The organism is Paenibacillus sp. FSL H8-0282 (assembly GCF_037963825.1).
GTDB lineage: Bacteria > Bacillota > Bacilli > Paenibacillales > Paenibacillaceae > Paenibacillus_AQ > Paenibacillus_AQ odorifer.
Map to the genome: position 1 here is coordinate 4,785,848 of NZ_CP150146.1, position 24,543 is coordinate 4,810,390.

Genomic DNA, 24,543 nt, shown 5'->3' on the forward strand with positions numbered 1-24,543 from the left:
TCCAGTTTCGTCAGAAAGGGTGGAAATTATTCCATTTCCAAGTAAATAACTATAATAATTTATCGCAAGAAGTAATGATGTTGTCAATAAAAAAAAGCCCAGCAGCAGTTGCAGAGCATTTTTATTATAGGGGAGATCAAAAGTTAATTCAATTTTTAAGTACTTCCAATTTTTCCGTACTCATTTAACCCCACTTTAAAGGAAAATGTAATATTTTAACGAATGGTATTTAAGAACTTAACTGCTTATAGAGGAGTGAATATACAGATGAACCACCTTGCAGATTGTATTGAAGCAGAAGCTAAACAGAACAATTTCTCTGGTGTAGTGCTGGTACAACAACCTGATAAAGAAGTCATCAGCAGTTGTTACGGTTATGCCAATAAGTCGGATAAGCGCGAAAACAATATTCATACTCGGTTCGGCATTGCTTCCGGGGGTAAAATATTTACCGCGATCGCTGTCTGCCAGCTGGTCGATCAGGGATTGATTTCTTTTGAAAGTAGACTAATAGATTATCTTAAAAAAGTAGATTTTCCTCTCTTTAGTCCCGACATCACCATTCATCAGCTGCTAACGCATAGCTCTGGTATTCCGGATTATTTTGATGAAACAATTATGGATGATTTCGAGGACCTGTGGAAGGCACGGCCTATGTACACCTTGCGACAGCTTGAGGATTTTGTGCCGATGTTCCGGACCCTTCCCATGATGTGGACTCCTGGCGAACGTTTCCACTACAACAATGCCGGCTATATCGTGCTAGGCCTTCTGGTGGAGGAATTGAGTGGAATGACTTTTTCCGAGTATGTAGAGCATCACATCTTTAAGCCTTGCGGAATGGAGCAATCCGGTTACTTTACGTTAGATGCCTTACCTGCCAACTGTGCACTAGGATACATAGAGGAAGAGAACGGAAACTGGAGAACCAACATCTACTCAATCCCGGTAAAAGGAGGCGCTGACGGTGGTGCTTTCGTCACTGCCCCCGACATGCAGCTATTCTGGAGCGGGTTAATGAACCATACATTATTGAGTCCAGTACTCACTTCATTATTGCTTACTCCCCATGTACATGTGGATGGCGAAGGCTATTATGGTTATGGTGTATGGATTACCCTCCGCGAAGAAAAAGTGTTCAAATTTCACATTATGGGCTATGATCCCGGTGTTTCCTTCCGGTCGGCTATCTATCCAGCTAGTGGCGAGACTGTAGTCGTATTATGTAATACAAGCAGCGGGGCTTCGCAGATATTCAATAAGATTAATAATCAGTTATAAATATTGCACCATTGAGCAAAACGCAAAGCAGCGACCTTCCCGTTATGGGAGGATCGCTGCTTTGTTGTCTGTTTAAGGCCATAGCCATGACAATATTTATATTGCCTAGGCTAGTACCGTGTTACCCCATCTTTAGTAACAAGTGCAAATACCAAAGGTTGGGCAGGAACAGGTTCAGAAGTGATACGGTAGGCTTCTAACACCTTACCTTCAGCTTCCTCTACTTTCTTCTCACTGGCATCATTGATATGCAAGACTGCAAGCGTCTCGCCGATCTCTACAGCATCTCCAACCTTTTTAGAAAGTTGAATCCCCACAGCCAGATCGATTACGGATTCCTTAGTTTCACGTCCAGCTCCAAGCAGCATAGCCGCAACGCCAATTTCCTCGGCCTGAATCCCTTCTATGAACCCTTTGGTTTTTGCTTTCACTTCAATGAATCGCTTAGCCGTAGGGAGCTTCTCCGGAGAATCAATTTGCGATACATCTCCACCTTGTGCCTTCACGATTTGTTTGAACTTCTCTAGCGCACTGCCATCTTCAATATGCGTCATAAGAATCGAACGTGCCTCCGCTTCATCCTTGGCTTTGCCGCCAAGAACAAGCATCTGGCTGCCCAGAATAAGACAGACCTCCTGCAGATCCTTCGGACCGTGACCCTTCAAGGTCTCGATTCCTTCCTTAATTTCCAACGCATTTCCGATCCCGTAACCAAGCGGCTGGTCCATATCACTGATAATCGCAACGGTATTGCGACCCAGATGCGTTCCAATGTCAACCATCGCCTGAGCGAGTGCTATAGAATCATCCAGCGTCTTCATAAAAGCACCGCTGCCTGTTTTGACATCCAACACGATCGCATCCGCACCTGCTGCAATCTTTTTGCTCATCACAGAGCTTGCAATAAGGGGGATGGATTCAACTGTTGCAGTTACATCCCGAAGGGCGTACAGCTTTTTGTCTGCGGGTGTAATGTTACCCGACTGGCCGATCACGGCAGCCCCGATCTCCCCTACTTGGTCAAAGAAACGCTCACGAGCCATCTCGATAGAGAAACCACTGATGGACTCCAGCTTATCGAGCGTGCCTCCAGTGTGCCCAAGTCCGCGGCCGGACATCTTCGCTACCGGTACTCCAGCAGAAGCTACCAAGGGTGCCAGTACTACAGTTGTTTTATCGCCCACTCCGCCTGTGGAGTGTTTATCAACCTTAATGCCTGCAATTGGGCTAAGATCTACTTGATCGCCGGACATCGCCATTTCCATCGTTAAATCGCCGGTCTCCCGCGCGTTCATGCCTTGAAAATAAACAGCCATTGCCCATGCAGAGAGCTGATAATCAGGCACTTCACCTTTACTGTAGCCCTGAATTAAAAAGGAAATTTCCTCACGACTCAGCTCTCCACCATCTCTTTTTTTCTGAATAATATCTACAGCTCTCATATTACACCTGCACTTCACGGACAATTACGCGAGCAAGTCCGATAAATTTTGGTCTAGTCAAATTAGTTACCTTCATTATCTGTTCAAACGTCAATGGCTCAAGCTCATTCACTTGTGTCATAGATTGGACCTCCCAAAAATTCAAAATGCAGTATCCGAAATTACATTTTCGGAATAAAGCCCAACACCAGCTTCAGGAAACGCTCACGCACACGATCTGCAGTTTCCATAACCTCTTCATGGTTGAGAGGTTGATCCAGGATTCCCGCAGCCATGTTAGTAATACAGGAGATACCCAATACCTCGATACCTGCATGCCGGGCAACAATGGTTTCCGACACAGTAGACATGCCAACAGCGTCAGCCCCCAGATGACGAAGCATTACGATTTCAGCAGGTGTTTCGTAGCAAGGTCCCAGCAGACCTGCATATACGCCTTCTTTGAATTCGAAATTCTGCTGCGCTGCCGTTTCCTTCGCTACCTTGATCAGGCGGCGGCTATAAGCGGTTGACATATCCGGGAAGCGCACGCCCAGTGCAGGATCATTAGGTCCTATTAACGGGTTCCGTCCCGTCATATTCAGATGATCCGTAAGGAGCATAAGATCGCCCGGCGTGAAATCTGTGTTCACTCCACCAGCAGCATTAGTTACTAATAGGCTGGCTATACCAAGTTCTTTCATAACCCGAACAGGGAATGCCGTAACTTCCGGTCCATAACCCTCATACATATGAAAGCGGCCCTTCATCATCACGACACGGCGTCCTTCAATCATACCGATCAGCAGTTCTCCCTCATGCCCTTCTACAGTGGACACAGGGAAGTGAGGAATCTCATCATATGGAATGCTGATTCCATCGGTGATCAGGTCTGCCAGCACACCGAGTCCTGAACCAAGGATCAATCCAATTTCCGGAGCCACCGGACATTTGTCTTTTATATAAATGGCTGCTTCTTGAATTTCTTTTTGAGTTAACATGCTATGGATGATCCTCCTTAATGAATGTTGTGGCGCAACCCACATTCTTTTATTGCAGTTTCGCTAAAAAGCTTGTCCCATACTGCGGCGCCTTCGCACCGAAATTATCAGCAATGGTTGCAGCAACATCCGAGAAGGTCTCACGAATACCCAAGCTATCTGGATGCTTAAGGCGTGGGCTGTAAATAAGCAGCGGCACATATTCACGAGTATGATCTGTTCCACTATGGATTGGATCATTCCCATGATCTGCTGAAATAATCAACAGGTCATCTTCACCAAGCGTGGATAGAATTTCAGGCAACGCCTGATCGAATACTTCCAGTGCATGACCGTATCCTTCCGGATCGCGACGGTGTCCATATAAAGAGTCAAAATCCACCAGATTCGTGAACAGCAACCCGTTGAACGGTTGGCGAAGCTGCTCAATGGTAACTTCGATACCATGTTCATTGCTCTTCGTAGGGTAAGAAGCTGTAACCCCTTCACCTGTGAAAATATCGTTGATCTTTCCTACCGCGATAACATCTTTTCCGATATCAGCCAGCGAATTCATTACCGTTGGTTCCGGTGGTTTCACGGCATAATCATGGCGATTCGAGGTCCGTACGAACTTTCCTGGTTCGCCAACATATGGACGAGCAATAACGCGCCCTACGGAGAATTCAGGAGCCATAGTTAGCTCACGGGCGATTTTACACGCGCTGTATAGCTCTTCCAGTGGAATGATATCTTCATGTGCCGCAAGCTGGAATACACTGTCCGCAGAGGTGTACACAATCCAAGCTCCGGTCTTCATCTGCTCTTCGCCATATTCAACTAAAATTTCCGTACCGGAAGCCGGTTTATTACCGATCACTTTCCGGCCAGTTGCTGCTTCGAATTTCTCAATCAATTCTGCCGGAAATCCATCCGGATACGTATTGAATGGAACCTCAATTTTCAGCCCCATCAGCTCCCAGTGCCCGGTCATCGTATCCTTACCTACAGATACTTCCTGCATCTTGCCATAATATCCAGTTGGTGAAGCTACAGGTTCAAGCGGCGGCAGCGGAGCAATATTAGCTAATCCTAACTGCTGAAGGTTAGGCAGTTTTAATCCGGGAACACGGTTCAAAATATGGCCAAGCGTATGCGACCCTGCATCACCAAAATTCGCAGCATCTGGAGCTTCTCCGATACCTACACTATCCAAAACAATAAAACCAATTCGTTTAAATGAGGACATATTGTCTTCACTCCTTTTTTAATATAGATCGTTCGTTCATTCGTTTGCACCAACAAGAAGAAACGGCTGTACCTTCTCCCGGAAGTCAGACGCTTCCGTAGCTAGCGATACAATGTATCGCCTGTCAGGTATCCGTTTCTGCCAAAGGATAACCTGTGGAAAATTACCCATTCCCCAGTCTATCCTATAAGTATGATTCCATCATAACTATCTTACTCACAAAAAGCATCTTTGAAGCATGATCAGCGAGCTCTGGGATGATGGCTCTCATATACTTCCTTCATATTCTTACGCGCGATACCGTTATAAATCTGAGTCGTCGAAATATCAGCATGACCCAGCATTTGTTGTACGGAACGCAAATCCGCTCCACCTTCCAGTAAATGGGCGGCAAAGGAATGCCTAAGCGTATGCGGTGTAATATCCTGCTCAATGTTTGCTTCCCGAGCGTATTTTTTTATGATTTTCCAGAACCCCTGGCGGGTTAAACGCCCACCTAGGCTATTCAGGAACATGGCCGGCTCCTCCTGATGATCACGAAGCAGCTTGTCCCGCATAAGAGAAGTGTAAGCTGCTACACTCTCTGCAGCAATGGTTCCAATGGGAACCACTCGTTCCTTGCCCGAAGTCCCTGTACAACGCGCAAACTTCATGTCTGTATGCACATCGTCTACGTTAAGAGAAATTAATTCAGAAACCTTTATCCCCGTTGCGTAGAGCAATTCCAGCATAGCCTTATCGCGCATCCCTTGTGCTGTACTCACATCTGGAGCAGCTAGCAGCCGCTCAACCTCCGAAACCGCAAGCACCATAGGTGGCTTCTTATCGGGCTTCATGGTTTCCATGTCCAGTGTTGGATCCTGCTCAATTAAACGTTCCTTCAGCAAATAATGAAAAAAGGCCCGCAGGGACACCGCGTTTCTGTTGAGCGTTGCAGTGGCTCTTCCCGCTCCGCGTAAGGAGCCAAGATATAACATCACATGAGATCTTCGGATTTCTTCAGGCTGCTCAACCCCCCGCTCTTCAGCAAACTCTAGAAACTGCGATACATCCCTACCGTAAGATTCCAGTGTATTCGGCGACAAGCCTTTATCTCCGGACAAATAATGTAAAAAAGGCTGCAAGTGTGACTTCATTATTTCACGCTCCTGTCCTGGCGCAGCTACTCTTAGTGTCTTCCTGCAGCACATTCAGCATGAGGCTTTAGCAGATGTGTACACAACTCTTACTCTGCATAAATCCACCCTAGCTTTCTTCGACATTCTTCTCGCTTGTTCCTGCTTCCTGCGTAGCTTTCATTCTCCGAACCAGTAATAGAAACGCAAGCGCTGCCGTGCATCCAGACCATCATCACCAACCTCGGCGTGATCAAATGCCCGAACAGCGGTGCCTTCAGGAATTCCATAGTTCTCTATCGGACTGAGCCATTCCCCTAGCCAGCTCATAGCATAGTAGAGTAAATAGCTCAGAGCCACAAACATGATCATAAAATACAGCTTACGCACTGTTTTGGGCACAGAAACAATCATAAGGACGCCTCCTATTACATATAAATGAATTCTGCTCGTCCTTCATTTTATGCTCCAAAAAAGGCTGATATGTATGGCTCTAATAGACTAATCATTTAAAAAGCCCCCTCCGGTATAGGAACCGGGGAGGACTTGTGAAGTTAATTCTTAATATAAGATAACTTTAGGATGGATTTCCGTCTGTATTGTTCTTATCAGTACAGCGGTAGCAAATCCCATGGAAATCAAGTCTATGATCAAGCACTGTGAAATTAAACTCTTTCTCCAGTCGTTCTTCCAGCGGACCGAGCCAATCCTCGCGAATCTCATCCATACTGCCGCATTGCACACAAATTAAGTGATGATGATGATGCTTCGCAGTATCTGTTCGCAAATCATACCGGGCTACACCGTCGCCGAAATTGATCTTTTCTACGACATGAAGCTCACTGAGAAGTTCGAGGGTACGATACACAGTCGCAAGACCGATCTCGGGAGCTTTCTCCTTCACGAGCATAAATACGTCTTCCGCGCTAAGATGATCTTCCTCATTCTCCAGCAGCACTCTTAAGGTCGCTTCCCGTTGGGGTGTAAGCTTGTATCCTTGGGATTGTAACTGTTGCTTAATCTTGTCTATCCGTGCTTCCACCTGTCTCCCTCCCCCTTGGATAATTACCGCACCGGTCTTCAAACCACTTCTTCCATTATAGGGGGTGTCGCTTTCAGAAGTCAAACGCTTTTACTGCACAGTCAAGGTCGTCACCGCTTGTACAAGTGAAGGCGTGACCCAACGCATCATGGTTGGTGTAACCCAGGTCTCAAAACATGAAATACCCAGGATCAAAAGCGCCATCACAAATGACAATATAGTGTACATGGTAAAAGGACGAGTCACTGGCGTCCGGCGCTGTCCCATCACCCGGCTGCGGATCATCTGCAAGGAAAAAGCTATCGCAGCTGCACTGCTAACCAGCAGCACAGGGATCAGCACCAGATTATGTGGAGCCACAGAGACTAACGCGAACAACATCCCATGCCAAGAATATTGACTGACCAGACAGCCAACCGTAAAACCAATCAGTACCCCTTTTAAAAAATCAAGAATCAAAATTCCCGGCAGCCCAATGACCGACAACCCAAGAATCCAGATCAGTCCGATCCATTTCAGATTCAAGGCCGCTATACTCCAGTACGAATCAGGTGCGGCTGGCAGACCTTGCTGATCAACCGTAACAAAGAAATTCCCCAGATAATCCCCCAGCTCCTGCTGCTGATCCATCGTAAGCGCACTAACGATAAGAGCTCCAAATACAACACCTACCAGAAATAATACGCCGACAAAAATATACAGAGGCGTCTGTTCCTTCATCATCAGCCGTAAATTACGCATATGGGACGTTCCCCTTTCCGGTTACATGTTACACCATATGAGAAAACGTCCCGCGATATGACTTGTCCTTCAGGTAATGCCTCTACTTTCTGGGCTGAACCACTTTACCGTACGTCCCGCCACCGCCTGCTGATAGCTCCAAAATTCCAGAGCGGGCCTGGACGATCATCGACGCCAGATCCGCACCTACAACGCTGGCAATTTCCGCTTCACCACAACCATGTAAAATGTTCATCTCAGTTCCAAACGCTTGCAGTAACGCGTTCATCTTCGCCTTCCCTAACCCCGGGATAAATTCAAGCGGAACCTGATAATGATAGGGTGGACGGTCAGCAGGCACTAACGGGGTCTTGCGGTCTGTAATATCTAGGATCCGGTCGAAGACACCTCTAACCAGCTTAAGACTGCCGCAATATTGGCAACGGTCCGAGTTGACATAAGCCTCATCAATAATACTGCCACAGCCCCCGCAATAGCTCCGGTGGTATTTGCCAAGCCGCGGATTAAGTCCGAAATTAGCACTTACCTTCCGCCCATCTTTACGTTCCAGTGCAAGCCGCAATTCAGCGAACGAAGGCCGTGCCAGCTCCATCACATTATACTCACGCCCTAACTTACCCAGTGAATGCGCATCTGAGTTGGTTAGAAACGTGAAATTATCCAGCTCAGAGAGATATCCAGCCATTTCGGAATCTGCACTCAGCCCAAGTTCAACCGCAGCTATGCGGTCCAGATCAAAGATGTCCGCCATACGCTCGGCAGCACAGCCGTACAAGCCCTTGTGAGGCGTGAAAATATGTGCAGGGATAAGAATGCCTCCCCGGCCGTAAATCTCATCCTGAAGCTCCCTAGCCGGAGCATACAGGCGTTGGGAACTTAGATTCACGTTCCGCATATAGCGGCTCATCCACGTACTAAAGTCGGTCATGCGTTCCACGTCCGGCATGTAAGCGAGCACATGGCACTCTTTTCGCCCTGGCTCGCGGATTTCAATCTCTGTTCCCAGAATGATCGTAGTCCCTCGGTAAGCAATGCCTCCACCTTCAGCTAATGTCATCTCTCCAGATTCCAAAGAGCGCTGAATATCCCGCAGTACGCCAGGTGAATGACTATCTATAATACCGATCATTTCTAGTCCCTTGCGCTCTGCAGCTTCTTTGGCAATGCCCGCAAAGGTAAGCTCGCGGCTGCCGCTAATTTTGACAGCCTGACCTTCCGACGTTCGCCCAATATGAACATGCAAATCGCAATAGAAACTCTTCAGTTCAGTTGTTAATTCCATTGGCCTGTCAGCGTGTATAGATGCCAAGCGTACACTGCCATCATCGTTTTTGCATCCTCGATGCGCCCGTCAGCCATATATTGATACGCTTCCTCCAGGGTAAGCTCCGAAACCTCTAGAAATTCATCCTCGTCCAGTGACATGTCCCCTGGTTGAGCGTTAGTAGTCACATACAAATGAATAATCTCATCGGCGAAGCCGGGAGAAGTATAGAAGGATTTAAGCAATTTCAGATCTCCACTGTGAAATCCAGTCTCTTCCTGAAGTTCACGACCAGCCGCAACTAATGGATCTTCACCTTTATCCAGCTTCCCAGCAGGAATTTCCACCTCAGTGCGTTGCATGGGCTGACGGTATTGCTCTACAACAAGCATTTTATTGTTATTTAAAGCAAGCACCGCTACAGCGCCGGGATGCTTCACAACTTCACGTGTCGCAGTATTTCCATCAGGCAGTCTCACTGTGTCCACCTGCAAAGATATAATCTTCCCATCAAAAACAGGCTGTGTAGACAATGTCACTTCATCAAGCTCGGGTTTGCTGTGCAAATGTTGTTCTCCCATAAAGTTTCTGGTCTCCTTTTTCTCTATTGTGCATACGGTGTATTATAGCAAACTTAAAGGGAAAGAAGGAATTTCAGATGAATGAAATCTTCAGCCGTACAAGCTCATCCGCAGTTATGATGGTAGGTAAGCCGGAGGAAATAAAGGCCATCTTGGCTGGATGGATCCAGCAGTATGGGCGCGATATGCCCTTGGCATACATTCTTTCCCTGCACGATCAATCCGCAATCCTTCCGTCCAAGGCAGGATGAATTCATCCTCTCCTTTGGGACTTAGCCATACATGTTCACACAACTATAGGGGGTGTCTCAAAAGCCATGAAATGGCTGCTGGGGCACCCCAGTCTTTTTGCGTCGCCCCGATTAGGGGGAATTGCCCTTAGGCCGCTGGTATTGGACACAGGTTGATTGATTAAGCAACTAATGGGCTTACGATGCTGGCATGTGACACAACTTGTTGATCGCGCACCATGCTGGCGTCAGACACAACTTGTTGATCGCTCACGATGCTGATATCTAGCACAAGTTGTTTGATTAGGTTGCTATTGCGCCTACCTTTGTACGCTATCGGACTCAGTTGACCTTAAACACACCTTTTCCGCACTTTTGCTATGCTATCGGACCCCAGTGACGCTATCGGCACGAAAAACACACTATATGCTCTTCTTTATAAGGAATAGCTGCACGGGTGTCCGAAACTCTGCTCAAATGGCGATAATTTTGCTTATAGCGTCATCTGGGTCCTTTAGCCTCAAGAGAGGGGGCGGACTTAGCATTATCGCTCTCTGACATCGGAAGTGACTCGCGCTTTCGGACTCAGTTGACCTTAAACACACCTTTCCCGCACTTTTGCTATGCTATCGGACCCCAGTGACGCTATCGGTACAAAAAACACACTATATGCTCCTCTTCTTATGGAATAGCTGCGCTGGTGTCCGAAACTCTCCTCAAATGGCGATAATTTTGCTTATAGCGTCATCTGGGTCCTTTAGCCTCAAGAGAGGGGCGGACTTAGCATTATCGCTCTCTGACATCGGAAGTGACTCGCGCTATCGGACACAGTTGCACTTAAACACACCTTTTCCCCACTTTTACGATGCTATCGGACCCCAGTGACGCTATCGGCACGAAAAACACACTATATGCTCCTCTTATTAAGGAATAGCTGCGCTCGTGTCCGAAACTCTGCTCAATTGGCGATAATTTTGCTTTTAGCGTCATCTGGGTCCTTTCGCCTCAAAAGAGGGGGGACTTGGCGCTATCGGACACAGTTGCACTTAAACCCACCTTTTCCGCACTTTTGCTTTGCTATCGGACCCCATTGCAGCTATCAGCACAAAAAACACACTATATGCTCCTCTTCTTATGGAATAGCTGCGCTGGTGTCCGAAACTCTGCTCAAATGTTGATAATTTGGCTTATAACGTCATCTGGGTCCTTTAGCCTCAAGAGAGGGGTGGCATCCGGGCATTCCGGAAATTTCTACTTCGAGACTCGCCAAAAGCGGCATTAGAGGTCGCATGACTTTTTTGGGATTACCCTAAATATAGCTGCACTAAACTCCCCATAAAAAAATACAGAGCAGCAATCCTCCGTTACGGTAGAATCGCTGCTCTGCTGTTTTATAAGGTGGTTAGCCCTTTACGCTCTCTTTTACAATATTCACAACGAGTTCAGCCACTTTAACGATATCTTCGGCTTTAATCCGTTCCTTGGTAGTATGGATATGTTCATAACCCACTGCAAGGTTAACAGTCGGAACATCTAGACCGTTGAACACGTTAGCGTCACTACCTCCGCCAGAGTGGAACAGACGTGGAGTAAGCCCCATAGAAGTAATGGCCCGCTGTGCAAGCTGCACTACCGGATCATGTTCATTAAAGCTAAAAGCAGGGTAGATGATTTCACTGCGGAATTCGCATTCTGCGCCGTATTCCCGCACAGTTGTCTCGAGTGCTTCGCGCATCGAAGCGATTTGATCGCCAACCTTCTCCTGCACAATACTGCGTGCTTCTGCATCCAGCTGGACGTGATCGCACACTACATTCGTTGGGCCGCCGCCAGCGAACTTTCCAATATTCGCTGTGGTTTCGTTATCAATACGACCCAGCTTCATGGCTGCAATCGCTTTGCTAGCGACTTGAATTGCGCTGATGCCGTCCTCTGGGTTCACGCCAGCATGAGCCGATTTCCCAAAGATTTGCATCGTGATTTTAGCCTGTGTCGGTGCTGCCACCGCAATCGCTCCAACTTCACCATTGGAATCAAGCGCAAAGCCGAAGTCTGCATCCAAGTTGCTTGGATTCATCGAACGTGCGCCCAGCAATCCAGATTCTTCACCCGCTGTAATCACGAATTGAATCTGACCATGCGGAAGCTTTTGCTCTTGGATCACTCGAATGGCTTCGAACAATGCCGCAAGTCCTGCTTTATCATCAGCTCCAAGAATCGTAGTGCCATCACTTGTAATCCATCCATCTGAACCAAGTGTAGGCTTGATATTTTGTCCGGGAACAACCGTATCCATATGGCAAGTGAACAGAAGCTTTGGAGCAGCTCCTCCATTCTCAGCTGGCCAGGTAATGAATAGATTACCTGCTCCATGTCCGGTTCTTTCCTGGGAATCGTCTTCGAGCACTTCTAAACCCAGTTCGTTAAACTTACTCTTAAGGACATCGGCAATCTGCCGTTCATATCTTGTTTCACTATCAACTTGGACAAGTTCCATAAACTCCTGAATCAATCGGTCTTGTGAAATCACTGGACTTCCCTCTCTTTCGTGAATACGGTACAATGGTTGTACGACATTACCATCTTCATGTTAATAACTTAAACTAAATCTAAAGGAGTTACCCATGCAACGTAATAAATGGTTCAAGATCTTCATCTACGTCATGTTGTTTGCCATGATTGCCTCTACGCTCTTTATGGTTATCGAGCCGTTCCTTGCAGGTTAAACATTGCTCAGGAAGCATTAATAATAGCGGCTAGGAACTCCTTGCCGCTATTTGGCCTGCACGTTTGTTCCTAATCAACCTTTGCCATATCACAGAAAGTATCCATCAGCTCTTCATATGGAAAATGTTTCAAGAAATATGGAACCAGCTCTCTAGCCACCTCTTGAAGCTCAAATCGACGACCTGCACATTCCTCTAGAGAAGTTATCCCAAAATCGGTGATCCCGCATGGAATAATCCCTTGAAACCCGCGCGCCGCAATCCCCTCAGAAATGTTAAAAGCAAAACCATGACTGGTAATAAAACCTCTTCTAAATTTACTCTTATTAAACTTCACACCTATAGCACAGATCTTCTCATCGCCAACCCATACTCCGGTGTACTCCGGTTTACGATCTCCGGCAATACCGTAGGATGCCAAATAATCAATAATAACAGCCTCCAGACTGCGCAAGTACCCATGCAAATCCACTTTGCCATCTTCTCCGAGCTTAAGGATCGGATAACCTACAAGCTGACCGGGTCCGTGATATGTAATATCTCCTCCGCGATCGATTTCAAACAGCGCGATTCCTTTTTCTTCGAGATGCTTTTGATCCAAGAGAAGATGTTCAGGATGATTTTGTGAACCAATAGTATAGGTAGGCGGATGCTGCAAAAGAATAAGTCTCTCCGGCTGCTCGCCAGAATCAATGGCATGCACACTTTCTTTTTGCAGCTCCCAGGCCGTCCCATACTCCATAATAGGGTCATATGAAATCTGCAGCTTACGAATATCCGAATTATTCATACCGTCAGGTCCCCTTTTTCAGTCTCATGCCTGCACAGTTTGGCTCGTTATTATTTTAGTAAAGTTTCGTATCCGGGGTATATCCTTCAATGTTATCCTTGACGCGTTGCAAGAAACGACCACAAATGACTCCGTCCAGAATCCGATGATCGAGCGACAGACAAATATTAGCCATTGATCGCACACCTATCATATCGTTAATGACCACAGGTCTTTTTACAATCGATTCAAATGTTAAAATCGCTGCCTGTGGATAGTTAATGATTGGATAAGAAAGAATGGAGCCAAACGAGCCTGTATTATTTACAGTGAAAGTCCCTCCCTGCAAATCTTCCAGGCTCAGTTTGCCTTCGCGTGTTTTTTGTGCCAATTCATCAATCTCACGAGCCAACCCAGCGACATTTTTCTGATCAGCCTTCTTAATCACAGGAGTGATAACCGAATCTTCTGTACCTACCGCTAACGAGATATTGATATCACGTTTGACAATAATTTTGTCTACAGCCCAGACAGAGTTCATAATCGGGTAATCCTTAATCGCACTCACAACAGCCTTCATCATGAAAGCCAGATAGGTTAGATTGATACCTTCTTTACGCTTGAACTCATCCTTATGTTTATTGCGCAGTGCGACCAGATTAGTCACGTCTACCTCAATCATTGTCCAAGCATGCGGAATCTCAGAGACACTTTGACGCATTCTTGTAGCAATTGTATTCCGGATTGGCGTTACATCAATCAGGTATTCAGAACTGCTGCCTCTGCCACCCTCAACTTCAATTGTTGGAATACGAGGAGATTCGCTCAAGTGTAGACCCGAATGGCGAAGTGGCTCTTCTGCCTTCTTCTCTTGGGCTTGAACGAACTGTGGAGCAGGCGGTTGTGACGCCATTGGGGCAGGCTGGCTAGCAGAAATCGAAGCTGCAGATCTAGCTCCGCCGCTTTCGAGGAAAGTCAGCACATCCTTACGGGTAATCCGACCACCCATACCAGTACCAGCAACTAAAGTCAGATCGATGTTATGTTCAGCAGCCAAAGTCTGTACCGCAGGAGAATAGCGTGCACGCATCATATCGCCAGCAGTTGAAGTCGCACTTTGTCCTGCAGCATTATTAGAGGAATTAGCTGCAACTGTGTTAGTGTTAGTCACGTTTGCAGCAGCAGATGCAGTCACAGGCACGGCTATACGACAAATGACTTCGCCGACATTGACAACCTGGCCTTCTTCCGCCAATAGTTCACCCATAACTCCATCTATCGTTGAAGGTAATTCCGCATTTACTTTATCTGTAATAAGCTCACATATTGGTTCGTATTGCTCTACCGGATCGCCCGGTTTCTTCAGCCATTTGCCGATCGTCGCCGATACTAGCGATTCCGCCAGCTGCGGCATGATCACGTCAGTCAACTTTTGGTTGTCAGACATCTTTTCACTCCTTAAAAGTTTTACGAAGCATTGACTCTTAGAAAGACTACATAGTAAAACTTGCTTCGTAAGCATATTCTTAAAGTTTTACGAAGCTTCGTCAGCATCACCTGAGTTTTAGGAAGCTTCGCATCTACTCAACAAATTAATATTGTGCCAGCCGGAGCATTTCCGCCTTCACTTTTTCTTTACTTAGCATGAAAAACTTCTCCATTGGCGGGCTGATTGGCATCGCCGGAACATCGGGACCACAAAGACGGAAGATTGGTGCATCCAGCTCGAACAGACAATGCTCAGCGATAATGGCCGCCACTTCGCCGCCAATTCCGCCTGTTTTATTATCTTCATGCACAATCAATACCTTACCGGTCTGACGGGCAGCAGCAATAATCGCATCACGATCCAGCGGTTGCAAGGTACGCAGATCAAGAATATGTGCTGTAATTCCTTCCTCGCGTTCCAATTCTTCCGCAGCCTGCATAGCAAAATGCAGCGGGAGACTGTAGCCAATCACCGTAATATCCGTTCCCTCACGCAGCAGATTAGCTTCGCCAATTGGAACAGTGTAATCCCCTTCCGGTACTTCTTCCTTGATCAGCTTGTAACACTTTTTGTTCTCAAAGAAAAGCACCGGATCAGGATCACGTACAGCTGCCTTCAGCAATCCTTTAGCATCATAAGCGGAGTAAGGCGCTACAATCTTCAATCCAGGTGTACCAAAGAAAATCGATTCTGGACACTGTGAATGATACAAACCGCCGAACACCCCGCCGCCAATAGGAGCACGAATGACAACCGGGCAACTCCAATCGTTATTTGAACGATAGCGGATTTTAGCCGCTTCACTGATAATTTGATTCGTCGCCGGAAGCATAAAGTCGGAGTATTGCATTTCAGCTATTGGTTTCATTCCGTACATAGCTGCTCCGATGGCTACACCAGCAATCGCTGATTCAGCGAGGGGTGTATCCATAACCCGCTCTTCGCCAAACTGTTCCTGTAGACCTTTAGTTGTGGTAAATACGCCGCCTTTGAGACCAACGTCCTCACCAAGCACGAACACGGAATCATCGCGCTCCATTTCTTCCTTCATCGCGAGCCTGATGGCATCGATATATTCCATTATAGCCATGGTTTATGCCCCTCCTTTGAGGTCGGAATCACTGTATACATGCAGCAGTGTGTCTTCCGGTTTCGGGAACGGAGCATTATCGGCATACTCGATAGCCGCTTTAAGCTCAAGATTGCATTCAGCAGCAAGATCTTGTTCTTGCTCGTCACTCCACAATCCCAGACCGATCAAGTAATTACGGAATCCTGCTACGCCGTCCTTCTTCCAGTTCTCATCAACCTCTTCTTTGGTCCGGTAAGCCAGATCATTATCTGAGGTGGAGTGTGGAGACAAACGGTACATCATCGCTTCAATCAGCGTAGGACCTTCACCCGCGAGGGCTCTTTCCCGCGCTTCCTTAACGACACGATAAACCTCAAGCGGATCGTTTCCGTCTACACGCACACCAGGAAATCCATAACCCAGTGCACGGTCGCTAACCTTGCCGCCTAACTGTTTATGAACAGGAACAGAGATTGCGTACTGATTGTTCTGGCACATGATAATAACCGGCAGCTTATTCACTCCGGCAAAGTTACAAGCTTCATGAAAATCCCCCTGATTGCTGGAACCTTCACCGAAGGTTACAAAGGAGACGAATTTCTTCTTCTGCATTTTGGCCGCCAGAGCAAAGCCAACCGCATGAGGGACCTGAGTGGTTACAGGGCTTGACCCTGTCACAATACGCAGACGTTTGCTGCCAAAGTGACCCGGCATTTGCCGCCCACCACTGTTTGGATCTTCTGCCTTAGCGAATACGGACAACATAAGTTCGCGTGTAGTCATACCCACTGAGAGCACGAAAGCATAATCGCGGTAATAAGGTAAAAAATAATCATTTTGCCGGTCCAGCGCGAACGCCGCCGCCACCTGACCCGCCTCCTGGCCTATACCGGAGACATGAAAGTTGATCTTGCCAGCGCGCTGAAGCAGCAGACTGCGCTCATCGTATTTACGAGCGAGCGACATATATCTGTACATATCGATGACCTGGCCGTCACTAAGTCCAAGCTGCTTATGTCTGTTAATCGTTTCTACAGTACCTTGGGGTTCCATAAAGAGATACCTCCTTATTCATAAAGCCTGAAGTCTTACAGGAATTAAGACCAATTGTGCCCTGATCTTAAAACCTGGTACTAAGACTTGACTTGAGTATATTATAATCCCTTTCTACCCAAAAAGAAAAGCTAAGAAAAACTAAAATCCAATAGATCTTCCATCCACAGCTAACATTGCTTCTCCGATAATCTCCGAAAGGGTAGGGTGAGCATGTATAGCTTCACCAATCTCCCAAGGTGTTGCATCCAGTAGCTGTGCCAAGGCCGCTTCTCCAATTAGATCCGTCACATGAGGACCAATCATCTGCACACCAAGAATATCTCCACTGCTACGATCCGCTACAACTTTGACAAATCCATCCTTCTGGCCATATACAATTGCCTTACCAATGGCCGAGAATGGGAACTTGCCAATCACTACATCATGTCCAAGCTCTTTAGCTTCCTTCTCGGTGTAGCCCACACTTGCTACCTCAGGCCGAGTATAGACACAACGTGGTACTAAATGTGTATGATAAGGATGTAGCTTCTCACCAGATAGATGGTTAACCGCCATTATCCCTTCATGACTGGCTGCATGAGCCAATTGAAGCCCACCGATGCAGTCGCCAATGGCATAAATATGCGGCTCTGCCGTTTGCATACTAGCGTTTACAGCAATAATCCCTTTGTCAAAGCGAATGTCTGTGTTTTCCAGACCAATATTCTCGATGTTGGCCACTCTGCCTACGGATACAAGCAATTTTTCTGCCATTAGGCTTTGACTTTGCTCTCCCTTACGGGCTTCGATCGAAATTCCATCCTCCGTTACCTGGCAGGTTGCAGCATCCACTGTAGTTTCAGTCAGTACCTTAACCCCACGCTTTTTCAACAACCGTTGCAGTTCCTTAGCTATCTCTTCATCCTCTTGAGGCAATAACTGACCTGCAGCTTCAACCACAGTTACCTGCACTCCAAAATCAGCCAGCATTGAAGCCCATTCGACCCCAATTACACCGCCGCCCACAATAATGATAGAGGATGGGAGCTCTTCGAGTGTGAGAGCTTCATCACTGCTAAGAATCACTTTCCCGTCTGGTTCGAGACCAGGCAATACTCGGGGGCGTGAGCCCGTAGCGATAATAAGATGGCTGGAAACTACTGTTTCCATCTCCCCATCTTCCAGTTCCACAGCTACAGCACCGCTGCGCGGAGAAAAAATAGAAGGACCCGTTACGCGCCCTTTACCTTTGACAACTTGTATTTTATTTTTGCGCATCAAATATTGTACGCCTTGATGAAGTTGCTCAACTACAGCTTCTTTGCGTTTCTGTACCTTTGGGAATACCAGCTGTACACCGCTTGTCTCAATGCCATAGCTCTCGCTCTCATTGATTTCAGCATATACCTCTGCACTACGGAGCAGCGATTTACTAGGAATGCAGCCCCGATGCAGACAGGTTCCTCCCAGTTTGTCCATTTCGATGACGACAACGGACTTTCCAAGCTGTGCAGCGCGAATAGCCGCCACATACCCTCCAGTACCTCCGCCAAGTATGGCCACGTCACATGAAATTGTCATGATATGTATCCTCCAGTCATTACACGTAAGTTCATTTTACTTAGTATATTGTACTCTCTTTTTGCTCTATTACAAAACTTATAAACGTCATATGCAAATGGACTTTTTCTTGCTAAAGCGTTATCATATGGGTGAATCTAAAGGGCTAAGAGGGGTAGGAGACACTTATGAAACTGTTAATTTCACGCTTCATTGCCATCCTTATTCTTGTGTTTCCGGGCTTAATAGCAATGAAGGGCTTCCTCATGATGAAGGATGATATTTTTGATTACATATCCATGCATGGTGATGATTCTGTTGTGCCCCACTTTGCTTGGCTGCATTTCGGTGGTGGATTGCTGCTCTTCGCAGCTGGCATGACTTTCCTTGGTGGCTGGATTCTGGCTAGGGACCGTAAGAAGAATTACGTAGGTCCAAGGTTCAAGGAGAAGCAAAAGGTGAAACAAGCCGGAACGCAGGAAACGATCTCTTAAGAGGCTATGCTAAACTTAGGATCAGCTTTTTCATCTCATCATTTATTCACCTGATCATATGAATCACGAACCGCACACAATCAAGCCTTATTACCCTGCTGATTGTAATTTGTACAATAGATTTCCCCACATTCAAACCCTCCCAGCTCACCCGATCTGGTGCTCGTTATCTATCATAAATAACATAAAGGCGAGAACTTCATGGACGCAATCTGCGCTCCCTGAAAATTCTCGCCTTTTTCTTAAATACCCGCCTTATCAAGCGCCTCTTTCCGCCGCCCCTGTACCAACTCACTGTACAGTCCGCCTTGCTTCAGCAGCTCTTCATGAGAGCCTTGCTGCAATAATCTGCCGCCCTGAAGCACAAGAATTCGATCAGCTGCACGTATCGTGCCAAGTCTATGAGCAATGACGAAGCTCGTTCGCCCTTTCATCAGCGCCTGCAGCCCTTCCTGAATCTTGATCTCGGTCACTGTATCAATACTGCTGGTTGCTTCATCAAGCACAAGCATAGAGGGGTTAGCAAGAATCGCTCTCGCAATGGAGAGCAGCTGCTTCTGCCCTTGGCTTATACCGCTGCCATCCGCCGAGAGCATCCGTTCATAACCTTCGGGCATTCGCATAATAAAAGAATGGGCATTGGCCAGCTTAGCCGCCTCTTCAACCTCTTCATCGGACGCATCCAGCCTCCCGTATCGGATGTTATCGCGGATACTCCCTTTGAACAAAAAGGAATCCTGCAATACAAAGGCCATATGACTTCTCAAGCTTTCCCGCCGAATCGAAGTGATATCTAAGCCATCCAGCGTGATTTTCCCCTGATTAGGATCATAGAAACGGGATAACAGCCCAATTAGCGTTGTTTTGCCAGCACCGGTAGGTCCAACTAAAGCGATCATCTCGCCAGGCTTCGCTACAAAGCTGATATCCTGCAGCGTGTTAGAACCTCCATCATAAGAAAAGGCTACATTTTCAAACTTCACCGCACCCTGTACAGTTTCAAGTGATTTGGCTGCACCTTCATCTTTAGCCTCGGTCTCTTCGTCCAGCACTTCAAACACCCGCTCGGCCCCTGCCACCGCTGAGAGCAAGGTATTCCACTGATTCGCTAAATCATTAAGCGGACGAGTAAACTGGCGGGTATATTCCACGAATACGATGATCACACCCACTGTAATCGACCCACGGATCGCAAGCAGACCACCAATTCCTGCAACTATGGCGAAGCTGAGATTATTAAGACCATTCATAAGCTTGGGGATGAAACCAGAAATGGACTGCGCCCAGTAGCCTGACAGCATAATTCGCTTGTTGCGTTCATGAAAACCAGAGATGACGCGTTCCTCTTGTGAAAAAGCCTTGATAATCCGTTGTCCGGATAAGGTCTCCTCAATATAACCGTTAAGCTCCCCTACATTGCGCTGACGTTCTTTAAATAGTGGGCCTGTACGGCGTGTAATCCAGCGCATGCCTAACAACATCAAAGGCACTACGAGGAATGTGAGCAGCGTCAACAAGGGACTAAGCCACAGCATAACCCCTACGGTTCCTAGCAAGGTTAAGACACTTGAAAATATCTGAATAGCCGAGCTATTCAACGTAGAGCTGACGTTCTCGATATCATTGGTAAGACGGCTCATAATTTCCCCCTGCTGTCTCCGATTAAAAAAGGAAATAGGCAGACGGTGTAAATGGGAGAATAGCTCCGTACGCATCCGTAATACAGTTTCTTGAGCAATTTCGATCATCCATATGTTTTGCAGCCAAGAAGTCAGAGAATAAAAAATGTACACACAAGCAAGGCTTGTCAGAAAAACAACCCATGATCGCCCGCCGGTACCTTCCAGATAATTATCCACCGCTCTGCCAATCATGTATGGCCCCAGCAGCGCTAGCGCTGAGCTGAAGACAACCATGATCAGTACAAGAATAAGCTTGGCTTTACGCTCAGCTAGATAACTCCAGATCCGGATCAGCGTCCCTGACCAATCCTTCGCCTTTGCTTTGGGTTTGCCGCCAGATGCTGTCCCTAGACTTCGTCCCACGCCAAGTTCAAAATTCGGTTTAGGATGACGAAAAGGTTCAATTAATGCTTTGAACATGCTGCTTCGCCTCCTCTACCTGTGATTCATAAATCTTGCGGTACAGCTCGGAGCTTGCCATAAGCTCCTTATGCGAGCCTTTGCCAATTAATCGTCCCTCATCCAGCAACAGGATCAAATCGGCTGATGCCGTTGAACTGATTTTCTGAGTAATCAAAAAGGTTGTACAGGAGATATCCTTTAGCGCCTCCAGCAAAAGCCCTTCCGTAACCGCATCAAGGGCACTGGTGCTGTCATCAAGGATCAACATAGCCGGTTTTCTAACAAGTGCACGGGCAATCGTTAACCGCTGCTTTTGTCCGCCGGAGAGATTAACCCCTCGTTGACCAAGCATCGTGTCATAACCATCTGGCAACCCTTTTACCGTCTCGTGAATTTGTGCAGCTCCCGCTGCTTGTTGGATTTGTTCCAGTGTGGCGTGTTCATTGCCCCATGCAATATTATCGCGAATTGATCCGCTGAAAAGCTGCAATTCCTGAGGCACATAACCTATCGATTTCCGCAGTCTGGAAATATCGATATCAGCACTTTTTTCACCGTCAATCCAAATGGTGCCGTCTGTCTCTTCATACAAGCGCGGAATCAAACTCACGAGTGAGGATTTTCCTGATCCGGTCGCCCCCATAATCGCTACTCGCTCACCAGCAGCTACTTCAAAATGAATGTCCTCCAGGACAGAGATATCACTATTAGGATACTTAAAGCAAACGCCTTCAAATTTAACGTGGCCCTGAATCGGCTCACCTTGCAAAGTCCCGCCTTCACGAACTCCAGCTCCCGCTTCCATAACTTCTGAAACACGCTGAGAGGAGGCACGAGCGCGGGAAAACGTTACAACAAGACCAGAGATAGCTGATAACGCTCCAATTGTTCGCAAGGAGTAATTAATAACAGCAACAGTCTGACCCAAAGTAGCATCCCCGCTGGAAATGGCTATCCGTCCAAACCATAAAATCGCCAAAATCGCCGCATTCACAATAAGCATAACAAAAGGCATCGTCGTCTCAGTCAAACGCAAGGCAGACACTGTTGATCTCATCAAATTCCCGCTAAATACCGTGAAACGTTCAATCTCATACCCCATACGCACAAATACGCGGATCAAGCGAATACCCGTAAGGTTCTCCTGAATCACGCCATTAACTCCGTCTAAACGCTGCTGGACCGTACGAAATAACAAGGAAGCTTTTCTCATAATCCAATAGAGGAAAAAAATCAACAAAGGTAACGCCACCGTCAGCAGTAATCCCAGCTTCACATGAACAACTAACGCCATAATCACACTGCCTACCACAACAAGTGGCACCCGTGTCATAAAGCGCAAGCTCATAAAAATAGTATCCTGCAGCTGTGATACATCGCCAGTCAGACGGGTAATCAGTGACGAAGTAGCAAAACGATTAAATACTTCATACGTAAAAGACTGTACCTTTTCGTACAATTTGTCCCTAAGATCGAACGCAAAGCTCTGACTTGCATGGGCAGCAAAAAAAGAACTGAGTACCCCGGCTGTAAACGCAACTACCGCGCTGCCGATCAATACACTGCCCCACAGCCATACTACAGAGGTATCTTTTTCTCGGATCCCCAAGTCAATGATTTTGGAAATGATCAAAGGCTGTGATAATTCTACCGTCAATTCAATGAGCATCATTACAAGGGCAGCTATTGCAGCTACCTTATATTTTTTGAGAAAAGAGAAAATCAAAGCCATTCGCATACCCTCTTTTTCTATTCGTACAGTGCATCCCTTAACCGAGTTGACATCGTGGAAGCCTGTCCAGTTTTCAGTATTGCTCGACGCAGTGCTTTATTACTCCGATTCAATTCCACCAAATCCGCCATCATTTCTTCCAGCAAGCTTTCAGTGTCACTGGATAAATCTCCATTCTGCTGCAAAAGAGCTAACCGTTCCTTATATTCGTCTAATCTTTCAGTCACACTTATTACTTCCTTTCCCATCTCTTATTACCTCTTATCATACCACATCCAATCAATCGCAATGTTTTCACTGGATACATCTGATCCGAATATGATACTCTAATATGGTCGCATTTTTAAGATATAATCAATGTTTTTTACGAAAGGATAGATGGAAGTGGCACAATTGTTTTTCAAATACGGAGCAATGAACAGTGGTAAATCTATTGAGATACTCAAGGTTGCACATAATTATGAAGAGCAGGGGAAATCGGTGCTCATTTTCACTCCATCCATAGACGACCGGGACGAGGTTGGTTTTATTTCTTCTCGTATTGGGCTTCGGAAACAAGCAATCCCCATCGATGAGAACACAGATATTTATAATATCGTCAGCAGTAACCAACCTAAACCACACTGTGTACTTATTGATGAATGTCAATTTCTAAGCAAGGAATGTATTCTCCAGCTAGTGCGTATCGTTGATGAGCTGGGCATTCCGGTAATGGCCTTCGGACTTAAAAATGATTTTCAGAATCAGTTATTTGAAGGCAGCAAATATATGCTGATCTACGCTGATAAAATTGAGGAAATGAAGACGATCTGCTGGTTCTGCGAGCGCAAAGCTACTATGGCTCTACGAGTAGAAAACGGCAAGCCCGTATATAGCGGCAAGCAAATCCAGATTGGTGGCAATGAAGCTTACTATCCGGTATGCCGCAAATGTCACAAGAATCCACCGCTATAGCCGTGTATAAAAAGCATCCCAAAGCCATAAAGGCTATTGGAATGCTTTTTTGATTAAGAAGATATTACCCTAAATATCTTTCTTTAAGAATATTCAAATGATGATGGTCATGTCCAATCATAATGCAGGCCTGAGCTCTCGCAGAAAGAGTAGCCTCGTTAACTATTCCCTTCCGGATCCATGCTTCCTCCGGCAGAGTTTCCATTAAGAGTAATGTCGATTCTCGAACAAGCTTGTAGTGGGCCAGCAATGCTTTTAAAGTGTGCGCTTCGAAATTGGCGGTAAGTACATAGTCTTTCTCTTCAAAACCCGGCAGTGGAGTCGTATCCCCTCTGGCGATGCACAATAAACGGTAGGACATGATTCTTCCGGTATCAGCCAGATGTCCGACCATTTCCTTGATACTCCATTTCTCCGGAGCGTAACGATAGTCCCCTTGTTCTTCCGTAAGATTCGAAATAAAAGTGCAAATCTCATCCGTCTGCTCTCTAAAAATAGTAATGATGTCTCCTTCAGCTGGCACTAAATCGACATATTTTGATAATTCTTTGAGATACTCACTGCTTTCTGGACGTCGATCCATGTCTAAACCCCTCTCATTTTGAATTTTTTTGAAAAAATAGGAGGAAAATTATACTGTAGTTGTTGTATTTTAGCTCATTTTATACGATACTTGCAATAATAGGGTTAGTTAAACTAGAAGTCATCGGGAGTGTCGGCATGC

At 46.5% G+C, this 24,543-nt stretch carries 24 protein-coding genes; 5 read left to right on the forward strand and 19 right to left on the reverse strand.

Features of this window, described 5'->3' with window-relative positions:
* The first annotated feature begins 267 nt into the window (after window positions 1-267).
* Window positions 268-1,281 carry a serine hydrolase gene (locus NST94_RS20770; RefSeq protein WP_339281218.1) on the forward strand — a complete coding sequence of 338 codons (1,014 nt, stop codon included), beginning with the start codon at window positions 268-270 and terminating at the stop codon, window positions 1,279-1,281.
* A 110-nt stretch (window positions 1,282-1,391) separates the two neighbouring features.
* Here the strand turns inward: NST94_RS20770 and NST94_RS20775 are convergent, their stop codons facing one another.
* The 9 genes from NST94_RS20775 to NST94_RS20815 form a co-directional block, all read right to left on the reverse strand.
* Window positions 1,392-2,723: a pyrimidine-nucleoside phosphorylase gene (locus tag NST94_RS20775; protein WP_036676056.1), complete on the reverse strand. Its 1,332-nt coding sequence runs from the start codon at window positions 2,721-2,723 to the stop codon at window positions 1,392-1,394.
* 161 nt (window positions 2,724-2,884) lie between these two features.
* Complete coding sequence (locus NST94_RS20780; RefSeq protein ID WP_036676055.1) at window positions 2,885-3,703, reverse strand: purine-nucleoside phosphorylase; 819 nt, start codon at window positions 3,701-3,703, stop codon at window positions 2,885-2,887.
* Between the two features lie 49 nt (window positions 3,704-3,752).
* Window positions 3,753-4,931 carry a phosphopentomutase gene (gene deoB / locus NST94_RS20785; protein ID WP_076129494.1) on the reverse strand — a complete coding sequence of 393 codons (1,179 nt, stop codon included), beginning with the start codon at window positions 4,929-4,931 and terminating at the stop codon, window positions 3,753-3,755.
* Between the two features lie 242 nt (window positions 4,932-5,173).
* Window positions 5,174-6,067 carry a site-specific tyrosine recombinase XerD gene (gene xerD, locus NST94_RS20790; protein WP_076184121.1) on the reverse strand — a complete coding sequence of 298 codons (894 nt, stop codon included), beginning with the start codon at window positions 6,065-6,067 and terminating at the stop codon, window positions 5,174-5,176.
* Window positions 6,068-6,226: 159 nt separating this feature from the next.
* Window positions 6,227-6,460 (reverse strand): DUF4227 family protein, encoded by a 234-nt coding sequence (locus NST94_RS20795; RefSeq protein WP_036676052.1) that lies wholly within the window; start codon window positions 6,458-6,460, stop codon window positions 6,227-6,229.
* A gap of 163 nt (window positions 6,461-6,623) precedes the next feature.
* Complete coding sequence (locus NST94_RS20800) at window positions 6,624-7,088, reverse strand: Fur family transcriptional regulator (RefSeq protein ID WP_036676051.1); 465 nt, start codon at window positions 7,086-7,088, stop codon at window positions 6,624-6,626.
* A gap of 90 nt (window positions 7,089-7,178) precedes the next feature.
* Entirely contained in the window at window positions 7,179-7,829 is a 651-nt protein-coding gene (spoIIM, locus tag NST94_RS20805) for a stage II sporulation protein M (protein WP_036676050.1), read from the reverse strand.
* An 82-nt stretch (window positions 7,830-7,911) separates the two neighbouring features.
* Window positions 7,912-9,111 carry an endonuclease Q family protein gene (locus tag NST94_RS20810; RefSeq protein WP_339281219.1) on the reverse strand — a complete coding sequence of 400 codons (1,200 nt, stop codon included), beginning with the start codon at window positions 9,109-9,111 and terminating at the stop codon, window positions 7,912-7,914.
* Window positions 9,102-9,674: an NUDIX hydrolase gene (locus NST94_RS20815; RefSeq protein WP_339281220.1), complete on the reverse strand. Its 573-nt coding sequence runs from the start codon at window positions 9,672-9,674 to the stop codon at window positions 9,102-9,104. The genes NST94_RS20810 and NST94_RS20815 overlap by 10 nt, the downstream gene beginning before the upstream one ends.
* Window positions 9,675-9,751: 77 nt before the next feature.
* On the opposite strand from NST94_RS20815, the gene NST94_RS20820 reads away from it, so the two are divergent.
* The gene (locus NST94_RS20820) at window positions 9,752-9,925 is read left to right on the forward strand and encodes a hypothetical protein (protein WP_162636775.1); all 174 of its coding nucleotides are present in this window, start codon (window positions 9,752-9,754) and stop codon (window positions 9,923-9,925) included.
* 1,381 nt (window positions 9,926-11,306) lie between these two features.
* Here NST94_RS20820 and NST94_RS20825 read toward each other — a convergent pair.
* Window positions 11,307-12,434, reverse strand: a complete 1,128-nt coding sequence (locus NST94_RS20825) for a tripeptidase T (protein ID WP_339281221.1) — start codon at window positions 12,432-12,434, stop codon at window positions 11,307-11,309.
* Window positions 12,435-12,528: 94 nt separating this feature from the next.
* On the opposite strand from NST94_RS20825, the gene prli42 reads away from it, so the two are divergent.
* A complete protein-coding gene (gene prli42, locus NST94_RS20830; RefSeq protein ID WP_094872112.1) occupies window positions 12,529-12,630 on the forward strand; it encodes a stressosome-associated protein Prli42 in 102 nt (33 codons plus the stop codon).
* A 70-nt stretch (window positions 12,631-12,700) separates the two neighbouring features.
* Here prli42 and lipB read toward each other — a convergent pair whose 3' ends face one another.
* The 5 genes from lipB to lpdA all read right to left on the reverse strand — a co-directional run bounded on the left by lipB (window position 12,701) and on the right by lpdA (window position 18,576).
* Entirely contained in the window at window positions 12,701-13,420 is a 720-nt protein-coding gene (lipB, locus tag NST94_RS20835) for a lipoyl(octanoyl) transferase LipB (protein ID WP_339281222.1), read from the reverse strand.
* A 55-nt stretch (window positions 13,421-13,475) separates the two neighbouring features.
* A complete protein-coding gene (locus NST94_RS20840) occupies window positions 13,476-14,846 on the reverse strand; it encodes a dihydrolipoamide acetyltransferase family protein (protein ID WP_076184130.1) in 1,371 nt (456 codons plus the stop codon).
* 145 nt (window positions 14,847-14,991) lie between these two features.
* On the reverse strand, window positions 14,992-15,978 hold the full coding sequence (locus NST94_RS20845; protein ID WP_036676034.1) for an alpha-ketoacid dehydrogenase subunit beta: 987 nt from the start codon (window positions 15,976-15,978) through the stop codon (window positions 14,992-14,994).
* A 3-nt stretch (window positions 15,979-15,981) separates the two neighbouring features.
* On the reverse strand, window positions 15,982-17,013 hold the full coding sequence (locus tag NST94_RS20850; RefSeq protein ID WP_076184133.1) for a thiamine pyrophosphate-dependent dehydrogenase E1 component subunit alpha: 1,032 nt from the start codon (window positions 17,011-17,013) through the stop codon (window positions 15,982-15,984).
* 141 nt (window positions 17,014-17,154) lie between these two features.
* On the reverse strand, window positions 17,155-18,576 hold the full coding sequence (gene lpdA, locus NST94_RS20855; RefSeq protein ID WP_076184136.1) for a dihydrolipoyl dehydrogenase: 1,422 nt from the start codon (window positions 18,574-18,576) through the stop codon (window positions 17,155-17,157).
* Between the two features lie 167 nt (window positions 18,577-18,743).
* Between lpdA and NST94_RS20860 the strand changes: the two genes are divergently transcribed.
* Window positions 18,744-19,049 carry a DUF2627 domain-containing protein gene (locus NST94_RS20860; RefSeq protein WP_076184138.1) on the forward strand — a complete coding sequence of 102 codons (306 nt, stop codon included), beginning with the start codon at window positions 18,744-18,746 and terminating at the stop codon, window positions 19,047-19,049.
* Between the two features lie 242 nt (window positions 19,050-19,291).
* Here the strand turns inward: NST94_RS20860 and NST94_RS20865 are convergent, their stop codons facing one another.
* The 3 genes from NST94_RS20865 to NST94_RS20875 are packed head-to-tail and all read right to left on the reverse strand — an operon-like array spanning window position 19,292 to window position 23,113.
* Window positions 19,292-21,151: an ABC transporter ATP-binding protein gene (locus NST94_RS20865; RefSeq protein ID WP_076184140.1), complete on the reverse strand. Its 1,860-nt coding sequence runs from the start codon at window positions 21,149-21,151 to the stop codon at window positions 19,292-19,294.
* On the reverse strand, window positions 21,132-22,865 hold the full coding sequence (locus tag NST94_RS20870) for an ABC transporter ATP-binding protein (RefSeq protein WP_076184143.1): 1,734 nt from the start codon (window positions 22,863-22,865) through the stop codon (window positions 21,132-21,134). The genes NST94_RS20865 and NST94_RS20870 overlap by 20 nt, the downstream gene beginning before the upstream one ends.
* A gap of 17 nt (window positions 22,866-22,882) precedes the next feature.
* Complete coding sequence (locus tag NST94_RS20875; protein WP_036676022.1) at window positions 22,883-23,113, reverse strand: hypothetical protein; 231 nt, start codon at window positions 23,111-23,113, stop codon at window positions 22,883-22,885.
* A 136-nt stretch (window positions 23,114-23,249) separates the two neighbouring features.
* On the opposite strand from NST94_RS20875, the gene NST94_RS20880 reads away from it, so the two are divergent.
* The gene (locus tag NST94_RS20880) at window positions 23,250-23,819 is read left to right on the forward strand and encodes a thymidine kinase (RefSeq protein WP_036676019.1); all 570 of its coding nucleotides are present in this window, start codon (window positions 23,250-23,252) and stop codon (window positions 23,817-23,819) included.
* A 64-nt stretch (window positions 23,820-23,883) separates the two neighbouring features.
* Here the strand turns inward: NST94_RS20880 and NST94_RS20885 are convergent, their stop codons facing one another.
* The gene (locus NST94_RS20885; RefSeq protein ID WP_076302724.1) at window positions 23,884-24,402 is read right to left on the reverse strand and encodes a DinB family protein; all 519 of its coding nucleotides are present in this window, start codon (window positions 24,400-24,402) and stop codon (window positions 23,884-23,886) included.
* Window positions 24,403-24,543 lie beyond the last annotated feature (141 nt).

What these genes read in the sequence shown, in the direction of transcription:
- NST94_RS20770 (WP_339281218.1), top strand. Translation starts at nt 268, where the DNA reads ATGAACCACCTTGCAGATTGTATTGAAGCAGAAGCTAAACAGAACAAT.
- NST94_RS20775 (WP_036676056.1), bottom strand. Translation starts at nt 2,723, where the DNA reads ATGAGAGCTGTAGATATTATTCAGAAAAAAAGAGATGGTGGAGAGCTG.
- NST94_RS20780 (WP_036676055.1), bottom strand. Translation starts at nt 3,703, where the DNA reads ATGTTAACTCAAAAAGAAATTCAAGAAGCAGCCATTTATATAAAAGAC.
- deoB (WP_076129494.1), bottom strand. Translation starts at nt 4,931, where the DNA reads ATGTCCTCATTTAAACGAATTGGTTTTATTGTTTTGGATAGTGTAGGT.
- xerD (WP_076184121.1), bottom strand. Translation starts at nt 6,067, where the DNA reads ATGAAGTCACACTTGCAGCCTTTTTTACATTATTTGTCCGGAGATAAA.
- NST94_RS20795 (WP_036676052.1), bottom strand. Translation starts at nt 6,460, where the DNA reads ATGATTGTTTCTGTGCCCAAAACAGTGCGTAAGCTGTATTTTATGATC.
- spoIIM (WP_036676050.1), bottom strand. Translation starts at nt 7,829, where the DNA reads ATGCGTAATTTACGGCTGATGATGAAGGAACAGACGCCTCTGTATATT.
- NST94_RS20810 (WP_339281219.1), bottom strand. Translation starts at nt 9,111, where the DNA reads ATGGAATTAACAACTGAACTGAAGAGTTTCTATTGCGATTTGCATGTT.
- NST94_RS20815 (WP_339281220.1), bottom strand. Translation starts at nt 9,674, where the DNA reads ATGGGAGAACAACATTTGCACAGCAAACCCGAGCTTGATGAAGTGACA.
- NST94_RS20820 (WP_162636775.1), top strand. Translation starts at nt 9,752, where the DNA reads ATGAATGAAATCTTCAGCCGTACAAGCTCATCCGCAGTTATGATGGTA.
- prli42 (WP_094872112.1), top strand. Translation starts at nt 12,529, where the DNA reads ATGCAACGTAATAAATGGTTCAAGATCTTCATCTACGTCATGTTGTTT.
- lipB (WP_339281222.1), bottom strand. Translation starts at nt 13,420, where the DNA reads ATGAATAATTCGGATATTCGTAAGCTGCAGATTTCATATGACCCTATT.
- NST94_RS20840 (WP_076184130.1), bottom strand. Translation starts at nt 14,846, where the DNA reads ATGTCTGACAACCAAAAGTTGACTGACGTGATCATGCCGCAGCTGGCG.
- NST94_RS20845 (WP_036676034.1), bottom strand. Translation starts at nt 15,978, where the DNA reads ATGGCTATAATGGAATATATCGATGCCATCAGGCTCGCGATGAAGGAA.
- NST94_RS20850 (WP_076184133.1), bottom strand. Translation starts at nt 17,013, where the DNA reads ATGGAACCCCAAGGTACTGTAGAAACGATTAACAGACATAAGCAGCTT.
- lpdA (WP_076184136.1), bottom strand. Translation starts at nt 18,576, where the DNA reads ATGACAATTTCATGTGACGTGGCCATACTTGGCGGAGGTACTGGAGGG.
- NST94_RS20860 (WP_076184138.1), top strand. Translation starts at nt 18,744, where the DNA reads ATGAAACTGTTAATTTCACGCTTCATTGCCATCCTTATTCTTGTGTTT.
- NST94_RS20865 (WP_076184140.1), bottom strand. Translation starts at nt 21,151, where the DNA reads ATGTTCAAAGCATTAATTGAACCTTTTCGTCATCCTAAACCGAATTTT.
- NST94_RS20870 (WP_076184143.1), bottom strand. Translation starts at nt 22,865, where the DNA reads ATGGCTTTGATTTTCTCTTTTCTCAAAAAATATAAGGTAGCTGCAATA.
- NST94_RS20875 (WP_036676022.1), bottom strand. Translation starts at nt 23,113, where the DNA reads ATGGGAAAGGAAGTAATAAGTGTGACTGAAAGATTAGACGAATATAAG.
- NST94_RS20885 (WP_076302724.1), bottom strand. Translation starts at nt 24,402, where the DNA reads ATGGATCGACGTCCAGAAAGCAGTGAGTATCTCAAAGAATTATCAAAA.